Genomic DNA, 13,588 nt, shown 5'->3' with positions numbered 1-13,588 from the left:
TTAAGCGGTGCCCGAGGCCCGAAAGGCCTCCGGACTGGGGAGACACCCTCTTCAGGCGGTCGGCATCATCGAGGAGTGGTGATGGACGATCTTCCATCCCCCGTCACGGTTCTCGTAGACGAAGGTGTAGCGCGCGGGGACTTCCTTGGTCTCACCGCCATCCGTCACGCGAAAGGTGTAGGTGCCGGCATCGGTGAGCTTGTTGCAGCCAAGCTTCACGTTGCGGGTGTTGATCGTCCCAAAGGGCTTCTTCTCCAGGAAGTGCTCGAAGTAGTCCTGGATCTCGGCGTGCGTGGTGCGCGGGACGTTGGAGACGGTCGGGAGCAGAACAGCGTCCTCGGCATAGCGCTCGGCGACCTTGCGCGCGTCACCCGTCTGCAGGGCCGCGTTCCAGCCCTCGAACAGTTCCTCGGCCAGTCGGCGGGTCGCCGGCGCACAGACCACGCAGCTCTCGTTGGCTGGGGTATCGATCGCGCCGAACCGGGGGTCACCGCCGGTCCCGGTCACCGGATGGTGTTGATCGCGGTGCGAGGCACTCAGGCTCAGGCGCGCGCGCGGCGCCTGGTCGGCGTTGATGAACTGGGTGCCGCTGATACGCGGTCGGCTGCTCGTGGTCACTGACTGATCTCCGAGTTCGGCCGTTAGCGGCCGGGTAATCCGTGAATTGTAAGGTACGCTCCCGGGCCTGTCATTCCGGGCCCGCCCCGAATGACTCCGCTGTCAGCGCCCCCCTGCAGATTGGGCCGCTGCGCTTGCAATGACCTCTTGTGGTCAGCTCGCCTGGGCCTTGAAGGCCGCAAGGAGATCCTCGACCTGGCCGCGCACGCGCGCCTCGTCCTGGATCGCGAAGTCGAGAAAGGTCTGCGCGACCACCGACAGGACCTTCTGCCTGGGGTGAACGATGTGCCACTGGCGGTGAATCGGGAAGTGCTCCACATCCAGCAGTGCTACCGGCCCGCCCGCCCCCTCCGCGCTGAGGGTGTGCAACGACAGCACCGCAATCCCCAGGCCGCCGATTACCGCCTGCTTGATCGCCTCGTTGGAGCCGAGCTCCATGCGCACCGTCGGGCTGATCCCGTGCTCCTGGAACAGCTTGAGCGTTGCCTCGCGGATCCCGGAGCCCGGCTCGCGCATCAGGAACGTCTCCTGTTCCAGGCGTTCGATCGGGATGTTGCGCTGTCCGACGAGCGGGTGATCGCGGCTGGCCATCACCACCAGCGGGTTCGGCGCGAACGGATACACCGCGATGTCGGTCAGCCGCTCGGGCACGTGTCCAATGATGTACAGATCGTCATCGTTGTTGGCCAGGCGCTGCAGCACACGGTCGAAGTTGCTGACCTCCAGCGACAGTTCAATGTCCGGATAGCGCTTGGCGAACTGCCCGAGGATCGTCGGCGCGAAGTACTGCGCGGTGGTGATCACCGCCAGGCGCAGCCTCCCCCTCTTGAGCCCGTGCATTTCCGCGAGCTTCATCTCCAGGTTGGTCAGCGCGCCGAGCATCTCGCGGCAGGTGTCGTACAGCAACAGCCCGACCTCGGTGGGGAAGGCCTTGCGCCCAACGTACTCGAACAGCGGCAGGCCGAGGGCGCCGGAGAGCTTCTTGATCTGGATGGAGACGGTGGGCTGGGTCAGGTAAAGCTCTTCCGCCGCACGGGTAAAGCTACCCAGGCGCACGATCGCTTCGAACACCTGCAGCTGGCGCAGGGTGGCGTGCCGGATCAGGTGCGCCGGCAGTTCGGATTTCAGCATCACCTGCGGAAGGCCGGACTCCTTCTGCGGTGTCGTGCCGGTCCCTTTCCTGGCCATGTTAGTGCCCGTGCCCCCTACCGGGTGAGACCGGCGTACAGCATCGGCAGCTTTTCCGGGAGCCGTTCGATACGATCCAGCACCATGAAGTGCTGTGCCCCGAAGATCCGTTCGACGTACTCGTCGGCGTTCGGGTCCAGGCTGATACAGAAGCTGTAGACGCCGTTCTTGCCCACCTCTTCCACCGCACGCTTCGCGTCCTGACGCAGGTACTGCGGGTCGCGCACATCGGTATCCGCCGGCTCGCCGTCGGTCACGATCAGCAACAGCTTCTTCTGCGTCCCCTGTTGCTGCAGCAGATGCCCGGCATGCCGAACGGCCGCGCCCATGCGAGTGGAGAGCTGTCCCTTCATCCCGGCCAGTCGTGCCCGGGCGTGATCGTCGTAGGGGGCGCCGAAGTCCTTGAAGCGGTAGTACTCGACATCGTGGCGACCATCCGAGGCAAAGCCGTGGATGGCGAAGGGGTCGCCAATCTTGGAGATTGCCCCGCCCAGCAGAGCGGTAGCCTCGCGCGCCAGCTGTACCACACTGGTGTCCGTACCCTGGACCATCTCGTTGGTGGACTCGGACAGATCCAGCAGCACCAGCACCGACAGATCGCGCACCTGGCGGATATTGCGCACGTAGATGCGCTCGTCCGGCTGCCGCCGCATGCGCAGATCGATCTGCGCATCGACCAGCGCGTTCAAGTCCAGCTCGTCGCCCTCGGCCTGCTTGCGCAGACGCTGGACGCCCTGCGGTTGCATCGCCTCGATCAGGAACTTCAGGCGCGAGATCAGCGGCTTGTGCTTTTCGTTAATCGCGTCGATCTCGGCCACGTCGCCCTTCTGCGGACGCCGCTCCAGCAGGGTGACCCAGTGCGGCCGTTCCAGCTGCATCTGGTAATCCCACTCATGGTAGTGATACGGCAGCGAGATCGGCTCCTTGCCCTCCTGCTGGTTGATGCTTTCCTCTTCGCCGTCCCGGAACCATTCGGTCGCCAGCACCATGATCATCTGGGCATCGTCCCCAGCGCCAGGGACATCGAGGGTGTTGATCATCTCCATGGGGGTCACGTAGACGCGTTCCTGGTTCGAACCGCTGGCCATCAGCGTCTCGAAGTCGTCTTCCTCGCGCCCGAACGCCCACATGTAGCGATTGTCGTCACGGTAGAGCACATCCGGCGCGACCTGCCGCGGGTTCATGTAGCCCTGCTCCGGAAATTCCGGCGCCAGGGCCTCGGCCAGGGCGCGCGCCAGGCCGGGGGCCTCGAGATCCTCGGTCCGTTCGGCCAGCGCCGCACGGGCCCTGGTCACGAACGGATGGTCGTCGCGGTAGTCCGGGTCCAGCAGGGCCCGTGCGGTGCGGGCCAGCAGGGCCTGCGGCGCTTCACCGTCGTCCGGGGTCGCGGTATGCAGGGGTGTCCAGAGGTTGCGCAAACCCGGGAAACCCTGGCTTGCCAGGGCCTCCACGCGGGCATCCTCGAACAACTCGGTCAACACGCCGGTCACGCCGCGCGGCGCCTCCTCTGGCTGCATCTCCCGCGTGTAGACCACATGGGCCGCGGCATGGGCCGCCGCCGCACGGTAGAGATCGAGCCCGGTCAGGCCTTCCCAGTCGTCGAAGGCATCCGGCAGGAAGATCGTGAAGCCCTCGATGTAGGGCTTGTAACCCTCGCGGGACTCAAAGTCGCCACTCGTCGGCCGCATGAAGAAATCGCGCGCCCAGAGCGAACGCAGGTAGAGGTTGATGCGCCGCTGCACATCCACGAACAGCGTGCCGCGTCGCTCCTTCTGGAATACCGAACGGGACTCGGGCGATTCCAGACCAAAATAGGCGATCTGTTCCTCGAGGTCGGTACGGTGGGCCTGCGCGCCCCAGGTCGCCCAACGGCGCAACCCACCCAGCGTCAGTTGCGATAGCAACTCGTCGAGGTGTTCAAGCATCGGCCGAACGCCGCGTGGCGCCTGCCCCAGCAAGTTGTCGACCAGGCGCAGATATCCACCGAACAGGCGCAGGTCACCCAGGCGTCGTGCCGCAATCGGGCTGGTGGAGATCAGCAGGGTAATGACCGCCCCACTCGTCTTGGAGTACATCTTGATCGCCGAGCTCACCAGCTCGCCGACCGCATCCTCGCCCAGTTCCTGCGCCAGATCCGGCGCCTCCTGGACGAAGGCCACGACCATCTCCGAACCTCGCCCCAGAGAGTGCAGGCTGCGTGCGCCTTCCAGGTAGTAGCGCTTCAGACCACCTGTACTGAAGGCCCTCGTCGCTTCCTGCCACGAGGCCTCGAGGACCTCGGCGGCCTGCCCCCCGAGGTCCTCGAGGAGGTCCTGGTATTCCTCCAGATGGATGCTCATCGTGTCCGGCGCACGCGCCTAGAAGAACGTCGTGACGGCAGAGTCGAGCGCGTCGCGCATATCGGGGTCGTCCGTGATCGGACGCACCAGGGCCATACGGCACGCGGCGAGCGGCGCGACGCCCTTGGCAATCAGCGACGCGGCGTACACCAGCATGCGGGTCGAGATCCCCTCGTCCAGCCCGTGGCCCTTCAGATTGCGCGCGCGCTCCGCGACGCTGACCAGCTTGCTGGCCATATCCTCGTTGACCCCGCCTTCGTGGACCACAATCCGCGTTTCGGTTGCGTGATCCGGGTAGTTGAAGTCCAGCGCGCCGAAGCGCTGCTTGGTCGACTCTTTCAGGTCCTTCATCAGGCTCTGGTAGCCCGGGTTGTACGAGATCACCACCTGAAAATCCGGATGCGCCTCGACCATCTCGCCCTTCTTCTCCAGCGGCAGCATGCGACGATTGTCGGTCAGCGGGTGGATCACGACGGTCGTATCCTGGCGCGCCTCGACGATCTCGTCGAGGTAGCAGATCGCCCCGTGGCGTGCCGCCTGGGTCAGCGGGCCGTCCTGCCAGCGCGTGCCGTTGGCATCCAGCAGATAGCGCCCCACCAGATCCGAGGCGGTCATGTCCTCGTTACACGAGACGGTAATCAGCGGCTTGCGCAGCTTCCAGGCCATGTGCTCGACAAAGCGCGTCTTGCCGCAACCCGTGGGGCCCTTGAGCATCATCGGCATGCGCACCGAATAGGCAGCCTCGTACAGCTCCACCTCATCCGCCGTGGACTGATAGTAAGGCTCCTCGGTGATCAGGTGATCGCGTAGTTCGTCCTGCATGTTTCGACTCCTCAATCAGAAAGGCCGGGGCCCAGGCCCCGGCCACCGGCACGCATCGGCCTCAGTCAGGCCAGACCCGATCCGGATGCAACGCGCTGCCGCCCTTGTTCGCCTTCGGCTCCTTCTTTGCAGCCGGCTTTTTCCGGGCCGGAGTTGCCTTGGCCTGGGTCGACTGGGCGGTCGTCCCCGTCTTCCTCGTCGTTGCCGGCTTCTTGCGCGCCGTGGCCGCCTTGCGGGCCGGAGCCTTGCGGGTCGTGGTCGCCGCCTTCTTGGTGGCGGCCGCCTTGGTACTCGCGGCAGCTCGCGGGCTGCTGCTCGCCGGCTCCTGGCTCGTGTCCTTCTGTGCCGCGACCGGCGCGTCGGCCTTGGCCGTGCTGTCCGGGGTCTTGTCCTTGTCCTGGTCCTCGCGCGCGCTGCGCACGCCGGCTGCCAGCTTGTCTTGCAGATTGCTCATTGCGACACCTCCTCGATGATGGCTTCGATCTCCGCCGCCGCCGCCTCGCCCGGCTTGCCCAGATCAAAGACGGAACAGCCTTCCAGCGCAGAACGCCGATATATGGCCCGCCGGCGCAGTGACTGCTCCAGGGCGGGGATGTCGATCTCCATCAGTGCGTGTTTCATCGCACGCGACAGCGCACTGCGGACTTCGAGCTGATTAATCACGATGTAGGGGCGCAGGGCGGGATTCCTGAGCTTGGCCTCTTCGAGCCCGCGCCCCATACGGACGCTACCCCACAGATCCACCGGCGACGGAAGCACCGGGATCAGGACCTCGTCCGCGGCCGCCAGGGCACCGGTGACGGCCCCGCCCTCGAGCGTCGGCGGGCAATCCACCACGATGTGGTCGTAGTCCTTGCGCAGGGCCTTCAACTCGCGGTCGAGGGGCCCGGCAACCGCGAAAACCGACGCCGCGAACGGACGATCCTCGGAGGCCATGCGGGCCCATTGACCGGCCGAACCCTGAGGGTCAGCGTCGACCACCAGCGTGCGGCCCCGCCGGGCCAGCCCAGCGGCCAGGTTCATGGTCAGGGTGGTCTTGCCAGTGCCGCCCTTCTGATTGACTACCGCGATTACCCTCGAACCCACGCAACAGCCTCCTGCGGAAGGGGACCGGGCTCAACCCGGCCCATCAAGAATCCCCCGGCTCAGCCGGTGGTGACATCGGCCAGGCGGTCGACTTCAAGGGCAAAGGCCTTGTCGCCTTCCCCAAGCTGTTCGCCATCACGGGCGTCGATCGTGATGTTCACGTAGGTCGTGCCGAAGCTGATGTTCGGATGATAACCATCCTGCTCCGACAGCTCGGCCACGTGGTCTAGAAACTTCCGCGTGATGCCGTAGCGGTCGAACGTGAACTGTTTGCTCATGGACGCCGAGGTCCCCTTGCCGGGTTCCCACCCGGCCGGAACCACGAGATCGGTATCCGCCATTGCCTACTCCGCTTGTGTTGCCGCGTCCACGCTTGTCACGCGGTGCTGCCCTGGGCATCGATCTCGCGCACGTGTTCCAGTTCATCCTCGAGGATGTTCTCGAACAGCGCCGCATCATCCACCGCACCGACGCGCCGGCAATAGACGGCTGCTTCGTCGTACAGACGAATCGCCTCCATCTCCAGCTCGCGCGAGCGCGCCAAAAGTTCGGCCATGGAGCGGCCAAGCCGCACCGGCGCCAGCTGGCTGCCGTTCGGCGCCACCCCATAGTGAAACATGCGAGTCATGAAGCGATCCGCATGATCCAGCTCTTCCTGGGCGTCCCGACGCAGGCAATCGCTTACGTCGGCCATTCCCCACATCGCGGTCAAGCGCGCCTGGGCCAGGTACTGCTGGACCGCCGACAGCTCATGTGCCACCGCCCGGTTCAGGTACCCCACGATCCGTGGATCGGACATGGATGTTGCCTCAGCTGGCCGAACCGCTGGCGGTCGGGGCCGTCGGCAGGATGCCTTCCACTTCCGAATGCACGCGCGCAATGATGTGCGCGGCCACCAGGCCGTCACCCACACGCTCGCAAGAATCCGCGCCCGCACGCACCGCCGCGTTCACGGCACCGGTTTCGCCACGGACCAGCACGGTCACGTAGCCGCCACCGACGAACTGGCGACCGATCAGACGCACTTCCGAGGCCTTGGTCATCGCATCCGCGGCTTCGATCGCCGGGACCAGACCGCGGGTCTCGATCATGCCAAGGGCCACACCAGAAATTTCGTTAGCCATCATCTACCTCTTCTTGAAAAAGCCGTCGGGCCCGTTACGGACCCGACGGCGTTCGACTACCGTGAGTTACGGCTTTTCCGGGAGGATGTTCTCCACCTCGGAATGGACGCGAGCAATGATGTGGGCAGCCACGAGGCCGTCACCGACACGCTCGCAGGAATCCGCACCGGCACGCACAGCGGCGTTCACGGCACCGGTTTCGCCACGGACCAGCACGGTCACGTAGCCACCACCCACGAACTGACGCCCGATCAGACGCACCTCGGAAGCCTTGGTCATTGCGTCCGCGGCTTCGATCGCCGGGACCAGACCGCGGGTCTCGATCATGCCGAGGGCCACACCAAAGTTTTCGCTAGCCATTACTCAACTCCTATCAAGCGTTACTGATGATTTACTTTTCAACCTGCTCGGGCAGGATGCTTTCCACTTCGGAATGCACACGGGCGATGATGTGCGCGGCCACCAGGCCGTCACCCACACGCTCGCAGGAATCCGCACCGGCACGCACAGCGGCGTTCACGGCACCGGTTTCGCCACGGACCAGCACGGTCACGTAGCCGCCACCAACGAACTGGCGACCGATCAGACGCACTTCGGAGGCCTTGGTCATTGCATCGGCCGCTTCAATCGCCGGTACCAGACCACGGGTCTCGATCATGCCCAGCGCCACACCAAAACGTTCAGTTGCCATTGTCTTCTCTCCTGGATTTACGGTTTTTTAAAACAAAAATGACGCTCACGCCGCCTTGCGGGAACCAGCAGAGCGCTGTGCATCGGTCTGGTCTTGTCCTGCCTCGTCCTTCGACCCTTCCGTCTTCTTACCACCATCGTCCCAGTGGTCGATGATGCCGCCGATCGTGAGATCGGTCTGGATAGTGTTGTCGTCCAGCGCAAGCCGCGCGGCTGACCCGCTGATGGTGAACACCCAGTTGCCCGGATGCGCCCCGACCGGATCCACGGCCACACTCAGCGCGCCCTTCTGGTCGACCAGCACGCGCAGCGAAATGGTGCTCAGCCCGTCGACGCGACGGGTCACCACCAGTTCATCCTGCACCTGCATGATTTCCATGGAGCTACTGCTCCTCCCAGTAATCGATGATCCCGACGATCGTCGCGTCACTGGGGTAGGACTTGTCACCGGCCGCTTCACGCGCCGCCGAGCTGCCCACCACGATGACCCAGTCCCCGGGCACGCAGCCGACCGCATCGACCGCCACGGTGCGCGGCCCGCCCGCCTTTTCCTGAACCACCAGCAACGGCCGGTGCCCCAGATCGCGGATGCGGTTGGTCGAAACCAGCGTCTTCTCAACCTTGCAGATCTTCATTCCCGTTCCCGTGTGCGTCAGGCGGCCAGTGGTTCCAGACGGCTACCGCTGCGTTTGTCGCGGATCACCATGTGGCAGCCGATCAGGCCCTTTTCAGCCAGGTCGCGATAGCGATCCATGATCGTGTTGCGAATCCGGCGACAACGCGCCTCGACCCGCTCCCGCGATCCCGGCACCTTGCGGTCGTAGCGATAATGCACCACAACCGGAACCGGCAGGCCGCGCTCGACATTCAGCTTCCGAAAAATCTTGTTCACGCCGACATCCATCCCCTCGGCGCCCTCTTCCATCGTCTCCAGGTGGGCGAAGTACGCGAAGTTGCGAACCTGCATCTCCTCGATCTCCTGGCCCACGATGATCACGCGCTCGCGGTGGCCGACATCGGCGTAGTGGCCGCCGTGATAGCGCGCCACATAATCCAGCTGCGAAATGTTGTTCAACAGCAGCCGCGAGATCAGTCGCAGCATCCCTTCATGCGGCGCGCCGTTACCGCGTCCCCAGCCCTGCTGGTGAATCGCATCCTGGATCGCCTGATACACCCGCAGCGATGCGGTCTGTTCGTCCAGCCCCTGGGTCGCCCGGTACAGCTCCGCGCTTTCCACGAAGCGGTACAGGCTCATGCGCGTATCCGCATCCGGGATGTGAATCTTGATCGCATCCGTATCGGTATCCACCCCGATCAGCAGCGTGTCGACCGAGGCCCCACAGCAGTAGGTGTTCTCGATGGCCTGACGAAACGCGCGCAGCTGGTGCAAGGCACCGTCCGCCGCATCGCGCTCGCTGTTGCCGTGCGCCGCGCAGCCCTGGTGCAACGGATCCGCGCCACTGTAGTGGTACGCCGCAATCTTCAGATAGCGACTGGGGACATCGGCCGTGGTCGGCCGGCCCTCACGAAAGCGCAGCAGTTCGCGCTTGGTCCAGTGACGCACATCTTCCTCGATGTCGAACTGCGCCCCGGCGTAGCTCTTCACCCGTACCGCGAGATCAGGCAGGCGCAGGATGAAGCGCCGCAGGCCCAGCAGGCGCCCGTCCGAGCAGGGCGAGATGTCCACTTCGTGGAAGTCGCAGTCGAGAAAATACGCAATCGCGCTATCCGCTTCGGCCACCAGGTCATCCCGTCCCGCCCAGTATTCGTTGACCACCTGATCGAACAGCTCGAACGTCCCGTGCAGATACAGTTCGCGCGTATCCAGATCGTTGATCCAGGCATCCTCCAGCGCCTTCTGCGGCAGCTGGTACCCCAGGCGCTCCTCGACGATCGCCTGCGCCCGCGCCTCGAAGTCGCGCTCGTGCTGCAGCGCATGCACTTCCTTGAGCACCGGAACCAGCTGCGCAAAGCGCTCGCGGAACCCCTGCTCGAAGGCGTGCAGCCGTTCGTTCATCGGGACATCCGCCAACGCATGCCCCGCGGTCAGTTCACGCGTCATGTCCGGAGACGACGAGCCGCAGGCCGGCACCGCGGACACCGGGCCCGCAGTGCTCGGCGCCGCTGCGCGCGCAGCCGCAATCCGGGACTTCGCGAAGCGCGAGCCCATGGAGCTATTTTTGCGGCGACCACGCACCATGACGTTCTTCAGAGTCCTCGCCTGTCCTTAACCGCGCGCCCCGCCGGACAGCGTCACCAGAGAACCGGCGTCGCTGTTCCCGGAGGAACCCGTGATCCTGCTCGGGGGCACTTCCTTGCGCTCGAGTTCCCGATTGATATACGCGCTGCGGCCTTCACCACGCGGATTGCCCTTCTGCGTCTGGTTGCGGCGCGTCGAGAGGCCCTCGGTCCCGGTCACGTGGTCACCGCGCCCCCAGTCGTCGCCGGTAATGGAGACGCCATTGCTGCTGCCATTCACGGTCACCCGGTTGGCGCCGACCTTCTCGCCTTCTTCCACCGGCTCGACGGCCGCTGCTTGCTTGCTGGCGCCATACCGGAACTCTTCGGTGCCGGACACCAGACCCATCGCCTTGTTGATGGAACCGGTCACGCTCCCGCTACTGCCGTAGGCGGTCCCCGTCACGCGCTCCCGACGCTCTGCGGCGACCCGCGCCGGGGTCTCCACGCTGAAGCCGGCGTTGGGCATCGGGCGAGAAGCGGCTTGCGCCACTGGCTGGGCCTGCGCGGCCTGCATGCCCATCCCTTCCGGGCGCAGACGCGGATGGAGACTGCTCGCGGCACTGGTGCAGCTCTTGGCAAATTCGTTACCGCCCACATACGGGGAACCGGACACGTCCTGACAGGCGCCCCGTTCGGTACCGGTGACGCGCTTGTCGTAACCCGGCTGGCTGCCGGACACCGAATGCCCCGGCGTGGAATGACGTTCGGCCACCCGCGTACCGGCCGCGCTCGAATCCTGCGTGTCGCAGAACTGGTCGTACTGATCCGGACCGATATAGGCCGTGCCGCTCACCGGCTTGCAGGCGCCATATTCGTCACCGGTGACGCGCGAGGAACGCCCGATCGCCGAGCCGGACACAATTTGCTGATTCCAGGTACGGCCCACAGTCACTTTCTCCGGGCTGGCTTCCGGGCGATGACCGCCACAAAAGGCGTCATAGTGCTCGGAGCCGGCATATTCCGTGCCGGTGATCGGCTTGCAACCACCATATTCGTCACCCGTCACGTGGATCGAATGATCCACCTGGGTACCGGAAACCTCGCGGCCCCGCAGCGTGTGCATTACGCCCACCTTGGGGACGCCCCCGGCATCCGGCCGCTCGCACAGATCGCCGAAGTCGGACTTGTTGTAATACGGCGTACCGGTCAGGGAGGCACAGGACCCGCGCTCGTCACCGGTTACATGCCGGCTACGCCCCACGGCCACACCGGTCACGCTCTGGTCTTCCATGGTGTGCGACTCCTGAACCTTGGCCGCAGCGGGTTCCGGGCGGGTGCCGCAAAAGCCCTGGAACTGCTCGGTGCCGAGATATTCGGTTCCGGTCACCGGTTTGCAGCTGCCATATTCGTTGCCGGTTACGTTCACGGAGCGTCCGACTTCGGACCCGGTCAGTTCACGACCGCGAAGCGTATGCATCACGCCAACCTTGGCCGGCGCCCCGTTCGACTTTCCCGTGTTGCAGGGAACCTCGCTGTTCGCGGTGTTCAGGTATTCGGTACCGGTCACATCGCGGCAGGCGCCGGCTTCGTCGCCGGTCACGCTCGGGCTGCGCCCGACCGAAGTGCCCGACACGCCTTCACCGTGACGGGTGACCATCACGCTCGTGCGGGCCGGACCGGCCTGCGGACGCGTGCCGCAGAAGCCTTCGTATTGTTCGGTACTGAGATATTCGGTGCCGGTGATCGTCTCGCAGGACCCACGCTCGTCGCCGGTCACACGGTTCGACCGCCCAACTTCGGTGCCACTGACCGACTGACCGTGCGCGGTGTGCGACGTGCCAACCTTCGGCGGATTGCCGGCCGGGCGCGCACCACAGTACCGCTCGTAGTGCTCCACCCCGAGGTATTCGGTGCCGGTGATCGAAGAGCAGCTGCCCGCCTCCGTGCCGGTGACGCCCGAGGTACGCTCGACCTGCGTGCCACTTACATGGCTGCCTGCCAGCGTGGTGCCCTCTTCAACCTTCGGCGGCGCATCGCCCTCGACAGGGCGCGGCCGGCCACAGGGACGCCCCGGCTCGGCCGAGCCACGGCCCAGCTTGCACAGTTCTTCACGGCGCTGCCGAGCGACTTCGCGGGCGGACATCCCTTGGCGCTTGGCGGCCTTCCAGGCGCCTTCCTGCGGCATGGTGCCGCGAGCCTGACCGCCGTTAAAACGCCGACGCTGGGCCTTCTTGCCGGTCTGCGCCATGGCATCCCGGCGCGCCATGCAGATCGCGCGAACCTCCGAGATCATCGGATGCGGGCCAGCGGCCTCACCCCCGGATTCGACCTTGTCGCACAGCTGGTCCAGGCCGCTTTCGACCATCGCGGCGTCGCGGCTCGGGGCGGTGTTGACCGACGCATCGCGCTCTGCCTTCTCGCCCTTGCAGCCGCAACCACAGTCCTTCTTGGATTCCTGGGCGGGCGCAGCCACCGGCTCCGATCCCTTGATGCGATCCCCACGGCGCGGTTCCGGCGCAACGGCCTTCTTGCCTTCCGTGGAGAGCGCCTGACGCCGCAGGCGGCAGATCTCGCGACCGCTCATGTTCGAGCAGTCGACCTCGACGTTCTGCGACTGGGCCAGGGCTTCCAGCTGGCGCGAACGCTCGGCGCCGGCGGGGGCCATGCCACCCGCGGCCTGGGCACGCGTATTGGTTCGGCCCACAGCCTTCTTGCCCTGGCGCGCCATCTTCTGGCGCCGCTCAAGGGCGGCCTGGCGCCCATTCGAGACGCCCGTGTGCGCGCCCGGTTCCGGGCGGCGCTCGGGCGTGGTGTCGCGGGTCTCGGCGGAGACCTGCGACGAGGATTCACTGGAGTGCATCTCCGGCTCCCGCGCCTGGGGTGCCGGGGCAGGGTCCGCCTTCGCCTGGCGCGCATCTCGCGCAGCCCCAGCGGAGCGGCTGCTCCCTTTGGTTTGGTCGGTCGACTTCACGGCAGCCTTGCCATTGCGAGACATGGCTTTGCGCCGTTCCAGGGCACGTTCACGCCCCGAGAGACCTTCAGACGCAGATGTCGGATTACTCATGGCACTTCCTTACAGTTGGCGGCAGCAACGGTAAATAACGCTTTACTGAACTGCCGGGCCCGAAGGCGGACCCGGCAGGTACGGGCCCTAATTAGCGACCGCGATCGACCACGAAGGCCGTGCCCTGGCTCTGGGCATAGTTATCGTAGGCGAGGAAGCGAACCATCATGCCTGGGTTGGCACGGCGGCACTGCTCGATCTCGCTCAGCACGGCCTCGACGGACTGCTCGCCGAACATCGGGAGCTTCCACATGTACCAGTAGTTGGACATGGCGTGTTCTTTTTCGCTGTACTCGACCGCCGGGTTCCAGCCCTGGGCAATCGTGTACTCGATCTGACGGCGAACCTGATCGGCGTTCATCTCGGGCAGGTAAGAGAAGGTCTCGTACTTCTGCACCGGCTTGAAGTTCTGAATATCGGACATGTCGTTAATCCTATGCGCTTGTTCTCTGAAGGTGCGGGCAGCCACTCAGGCC

General features: G+C 65.3%; 16 protein-coding genes. All 16 read right to left on the bottom strand.

Annotation, left to right across the window (positions count from 1 at the left end; translation table 11 throughout):
• Positions 1 to 51 precede the first annotated feature (51 nt).
• The 16 genes from G333_RS0112975 to G333_RS0112895 all read right to left on the bottom strand — a co-directional run bounded on the left by G333_RS0112975 (position 52) and on the right by G333_RS0112895 (position 13,536).
• Entirely contained in the window at positions 52 to 618 is a 567-nt protein-coding gene (locus tag G333_RS0112975) for an SgcJ/EcaC family oxidoreductase (RefSeq protein WP_018168604.1), read from the bottom strand.
• 153 nt (positions 619 to 771) lie between these two features.
• Positions 772 to 1,749, bottom strand: a complete 978-nt coding sequence (locus G333_RS0112970) for a LysR family transcriptional regulator (protein ID WP_018168603.1) — start codon at positions 1,747 to 1,749, stop codon at positions 772 to 774.
• A 74-nt stretch (positions 1,750 to 1,823) separates the two neighbouring features.
• The gene (locus tag G333_RS0112965; RefSeq protein ID WP_019567932.1) at positions 1,824 to 4,145 is read right to left on the bottom strand and encodes a nitric oxide reductase activation protein NorD; all 2,322 of its coding nucleotides are present in this window, start codon (positions 4,143 to 4,145) and stop codon (positions 1,824 to 1,826) included.
• An 18-nt stretch (positions 4,146 to 4,163) separates the two neighbouring features.
• Complete coding sequence (locus G333_RS0112960) at positions 4,164 to 4,967, bottom strand: CbbQ/NirQ/NorQ/GpvN family protein (RefSeq protein WP_018144344.1); 804 nt, start codon at positions 4,965 to 4,967, stop codon at positions 4,164 to 4,166.
• A 61-nt stretch (positions 4,968 to 5,028) separates the two neighbouring features.
• A complete protein-coding gene (locus tag G333_RS0112955) occupies positions 5,029 to 5,421 on the bottom strand; it encodes a hypothetical protein (RefSeq protein WP_019563264.1) in 393 nt (130 codons plus the stop codon).
• Positions 5,418 to 6,053 carry a ParA family partition ATPase gene (gene parA / locus G333_RS0112950; RefSeq protein WP_018168600.1) on the bottom strand — a complete coding sequence of 212 codons (636 nt, stop codon included), beginning with the start codon at positions 6,051 to 6,053 and terminating at the stop codon, positions 5,418 to 5,420. The genes G333_RS0112955 and parA overlap by 4 nt, the downstream gene beginning before the upstream one ends.
• A 59-nt stretch (positions 6,054 to 6,112) precedes the next feature.
• A complete protein-coding gene (locus tag G333_RS0112945) occupies positions 6,113 to 6,394 on the bottom strand; it encodes a 4a-hydroxytetrahydrobiopterin dehydratase (protein ID WP_018950684.1) in 282 nt (93 codons plus the stop codon).
• A 35-nt stretch (positions 6,395 to 6,429) separates the two neighbouring features.
• The gene (locus G333_RS0112940; RefSeq protein WP_019628641.1) at positions 6,430 to 6,852 is read right to left on the bottom strand and encodes a bacterioferritin; all 423 of its coding nucleotides are present in this window, start codon (positions 6,850 to 6,852) and stop codon (positions 6,430 to 6,432) included.
• A gap of 10 nt (positions 6,853 to 6,862) precedes the next feature.
• On the bottom strand, positions 6,863 to 7,177 hold the full coding sequence (locus tag G333_RS0112935) for a BMC domain-containing protein (RefSeq protein ID WP_026182021.1): 315 nt from the start codon (positions 7,175 to 7,177) through the stop codon (positions 6,863 to 6,865).
• A 66-nt stretch (positions 7,178 to 7,243) separates the two neighbouring features.
• Positions 7,244 to 7,537 carry a BMC domain-containing protein gene (locus G333_RS0112930; protein WP_012982276.1) on the bottom strand — a complete coding sequence of 98 codons (294 nt, stop codon included), beginning with the start codon at positions 7,535 to 7,537 and terminating at the stop codon, positions 7,244 to 7,246.
• A 31-nt stretch (positions 7,538 to 7,568) separates the two neighbouring features.
• The gene (locus tag G333_RS0112925) at positions 7,569 to 7,868 is read right to left on the bottom strand and encodes a BMC domain-containing protein (protein WP_012982275.1); all 300 of its coding nucleotides are present in this window, start codon (positions 7,866 to 7,868) and stop codon (positions 7,569 to 7,571) included.
• 45 nt (positions 7,869 to 7,913) lie between these two features.
• Positions 7,914 to 8,246, bottom strand: a complete 333-nt coding sequence (locus G333_RS0112920) for a carboxysome peptide B (RefSeq protein WP_018144350.1) — start codon at positions 8,244 to 8,246, stop codon at positions 7,914 to 7,916.
• A 4-nt stretch (positions 8,247 to 8,250) separates the two neighbouring features.
• Positions 8,251 to 8,502: a carboxysome peptide A gene (locus G333_RS0112915; RefSeq protein ID WP_017940626.1), complete on the bottom strand. Its 252-nt coding sequence runs from the start codon at positions 8,500 to 8,502 to the stop codon at positions 8,251 to 8,253.
• A gap of 17 nt (positions 8,503 to 8,519) precedes the next feature.
• Positions 8,520 to 9,929 carry a carboxysome shell carbonic anhydrase gene (locus tag G333_RS0112910; protein WP_019628640.1) on the bottom strand — a complete coding sequence of 470 codons (1,410 nt, stop codon included), beginning with the start codon at positions 9,927 to 9,929 and terminating at the stop codon, positions 8,520 to 8,522.
• Between the two features lie 165 nt (positions 9,930 to 10,094).
• Positions 10,095 to 13,043 carry a CsoS2 family carboxysome shell protein gene (locus G333_RS0112900; RefSeq protein ID WP_026289383.1) on the bottom strand — a complete coding sequence of 983 codons (2,949 nt, stop codon included), beginning with the start codon at positions 13,041 to 13,043 and terminating at the stop codon, positions 10,095 to 10,097.
• A 160-nt stretch (positions 13,044 to 13,203) separates the two neighbouring features.
• Positions 13,204 to 13,536 carry a ribulose bisphosphate carboxylase small subunit gene (locus tag G333_RS0112895; RefSeq protein ID WP_018144354.1) on the bottom strand — a complete coding sequence of 111 codons (333 nt, stop codon included), beginning with the start codon at positions 13,534 to 13,536 and terminating at the stop codon, positions 13,204 to 13,206.
• Positions 13,537 to 13,588: the final 52 nt, after the last annotated feature.

The sequence above is a fragment of the Thioalkalivibrio sp. AKL10 genome (genome assembly GCF_000381845.1).
GTDB classification, from domain to species: domain Bacteria; phylum Pseudomonadota; class Gammaproteobacteria; order Ectothiorhodospirales; family Ectothiorhodospiraceae; genus Thioalkalivibrio; species Thioalkalivibrio versutus.
This window is presented reverse-complemented; position numbering and strand designations above follow the sequence as displayed.